Origin of the sequence: Daejeonella sp. (assembly GCF_044232565.1) — a bacterium.
Classification (GTDB): Bacteria; Bacteroidota; Bacteroidia; order Sphingobacteriales; family Sphingobacteriaceae; genus Daejeonella.
Genome location: NZ_JBIILQ010000305.1, coordinates 1 through 2,572 on the forward strand (window position 1 = coordinate 1; position 2,572 = coordinate 2,572).

Below are 2,572 nucleotides of genomic sequence, written 5' to 3' on the forward strand. Positions count from 1 at the left end.
CCACTCATCACAATATAAAAACCTCAATATTTGATTCGTTGTTCGAAATGACAACACGGGGTAGTTTGATTGGAAACCCTAGTTCGATTCAACAGATTTCTCCACTCAGGCCAATCATGTAAGCATCATAATTACAAACGAGTATTCGAAATGACGGACCCTTAATTTAAAACCCCTGCTCGCCTCTCAGCCTCAAATCCCCAGTAGACTGCACAATCTCATAATATGAAAAATCCTCATTAGCCCAAAAGCTAGTCCCGTGCAGTACATTATCTTTGGAAGTAATCGTGACAAGTTTATCAGAAAAAAACCGCTTTAAAGTCTCATCCCAAATCAGCTCATCGGACTTAAAAGTTTCGCCTTTAATATTGGTAACCACCACATTACGCTTGAGTTCCACCCTATTTTCACGCTCCCGGCGGATGGCATAATCCGATTTTACTCTACTCGTTTCCTGTTGATTTTCATCAAAAAAGATCACCGTAACACCCTTCCTCATTTCGATATAGGGCTTTTCGGTCTTAAAATTCAATAATTCGGGGGTTATGAGCTTCGCTTTTACGCGGGCGGAGTCGCTATAGATTATTTCTACGCCAATGGATTTATCAACTGGTACCAATAATTTTTTGGCGGATATCTTTTCAACATCGCGCAAATTATTCTCACAAGCAAATTGCAGAACTATCCCAAGAAAAAAAACAGCAGCGAATAGGGAGCGCCGCATATTCATAAATTAGTCAATATAAGATTTCTGGAACCACTTATCATTAAGGGTGAAGCCAAGATGAATATTTACATAGCGATCACGAACCAAGTTATTGGCTAGAGTTCCGCGATTACCAAGCTCTGTTGAAAGATTAATTTTGTAGAAACTTGATCTGTTACGAGGCAGTGGGAAACCAAATCCGAAAGTCACCGCATATTGATTGATATCATCATTGCCTACCTGAACAAAGGTTTTATCGTATTTAAATCCGAGTCTATAGTCAACTAATTTAAAATAGCTTGAAACGGAATTAGCATCCGGAGTAATCTGACCACCAATAACAACACCATAGCTATCATTTAAACCTGGGTTATTGCTACCTTCTCTATAATCCGACCATCTGCTGTAGCTGATATCTGCACCGAGCACCCATGCATTAGTCTTTTCAAATGCAAAACCTGCAGTATGCGTTAGTGGCATTTTAATTTTATTTTTCGCACCCTCCGCAAAATAGGTACTATCGGCTGTAGCCAATTCATTCCCTAAAACATCCTTTTTATAACGGGTGGTAACGATATTATTCTTAGAATTTAAGCTGCCTCCTGCATTTCCAGTATATCCAAAGATAAATTTAGATGTACTATTTAGATCAGTAGAAAATTGGAGTCCGTAATCATAACTCAAGCCACCCACGGCATTGCTATACTGTGTGCGTGAGTTAAAGACCGTAGTTAGCTCATTTGCAAATTCAAAACCTCTACTTTGCGTCAGATTCCCGAAAAGGTAGGCCAAATTGAATCCAAAACTAAACTTCTTGCCTAATTTAAAGCCATATCCCAAATAAGCCTTAGAAATACCGCCTTCACCAGAGTAGATATAATTAACTTTAGTAGTGTCTACTAGTCCTGAATTGCTGAATTTATAACCCAAATCGGTATAAGGCACCAGACCAAAACTCATTGCTGAAAATCGGTTAACTGGCACACCAAAAGTGATGTGACTTAAGGTAGAGTTAAACTGTTTTTTGCCTGTAATGTTGGTTTTACTCAGCTGGCGAATATCCATGGAAGCACCTACATCAAAGGTGGTAAGTTCCAGTGTGGAGTAGGATGCAGGATTTGCCAAGTTAATATTATCGTACAAACCGGGCTTACGTATACCCTGACTTAAACCCGCCATTCCCCTGTTTTGGGGTAGAAATGAGCCTCTCAAATCTCCAAGTCCGAATTGTGAGTAAGGAGAACTTGATGTAATTTGTGCCATTGCCGGAAGAACCGTTGCAAGCAGTAGGCAGAGGAATATACTATTAACTTTTTTAATCATTTTGTTGGATAACTTCGTTTAAACCAATTAGTACCAAATCGGGTTCGGTTTTTAGAGCGTGTGCAAAGATGCTATTTTTAAGCCTGTAATCAAAAAAAATCGCATCGCCACCGCAGAGAACCACCTCCAATTCAGGATATTTTGAATTATAAATCTCAATAAAGCCCTTAATTTCGGCCATAGCCCCATTTACCACCCCTGAAAGCATGGCACTCTGTGTATCATAACCTTGCCAATCTGTATAATCCTTTAATGAAACTTCAGGTAGCCTTCCAGTAAATTTATGCATCGCCTTGAGCCTCATATTTAATCCCGGAGAAATACTCCCTCCTTCATAAACGCCATTTTTATCAATTACATCATAAGTGATGCAGGTTCCCGCATCAATTACCAGGCAATTACGATTAGGAGAAAGGGCTTTAGCACCTAATATTCCCGCTAATCGGTCTAGGCCAAGGGTATTGGGACTTTTATATTTATTTATTATTCCGCTGGGTAGAAAGGCCGAAAATCGGACATATTCTGTTTTTTCTTTGAGGAAAT

General features: G+C 39.4%; 3 protein-coding genes. All 3 read right to left on the reverse strand.

Translation table 11 applies throughout. The annotated features are described in order from the left end of the window. Positions 1 to 166: 166 nt before the first annotated feature. Positions 167 to 730 carry an LPS export ABC transporter periplasmic protein LptC gene (lptC, locus tag ACILQF_RS12455; protein ID WP_395627724.1) on the reverse strand — a complete coding sequence of 188 codons (564 nt, stop codon included), beginning with the start codon at positions 728 to 730 and terminating at the stop codon, positions 167 to 169. 3 nt (positions 731 to 733) lie between these two features. Beyond that, on the reverse strand, positions 734 to 2,029 hold the full coding sequence (locus tag ACILQF_RS12460; protein WP_395627725.1) for a hypothetical protein: 1,296 nt from the start codon (positions 2,027 to 2,029) through the stop codon (positions 734 to 736). Then, positions 2,022 to 2,572, reverse strand: a 551-nt coding sequence (locus ACILQF_RS12465; RefSeq protein WP_395627726.1) for a type III pantothenate kinase, incomplete at its 5' end; no start/stop codon positions are given. The genes ACILQF_RS12465 and ACILQF_RS12460, both read right to left, overlap by 8 nt.

What these genes read in the sequence shown, in the direction of transcription:
- lptC (WP_395627724.1), bottom strand. Translation starts at nt 730, where the DNA reads ATGAATATGCGGCGCTCCCTATTCGCTGCTGTTTTTTTTCTTGGGATA.
- ACILQF_RS12460 (WP_395627725.1), bottom strand. Translation starts at nt 2,029, where the DNA reads ATGATTAAAAAAGTTAATAGTATATTCCTCTGCCTACTGCTTGCAACG.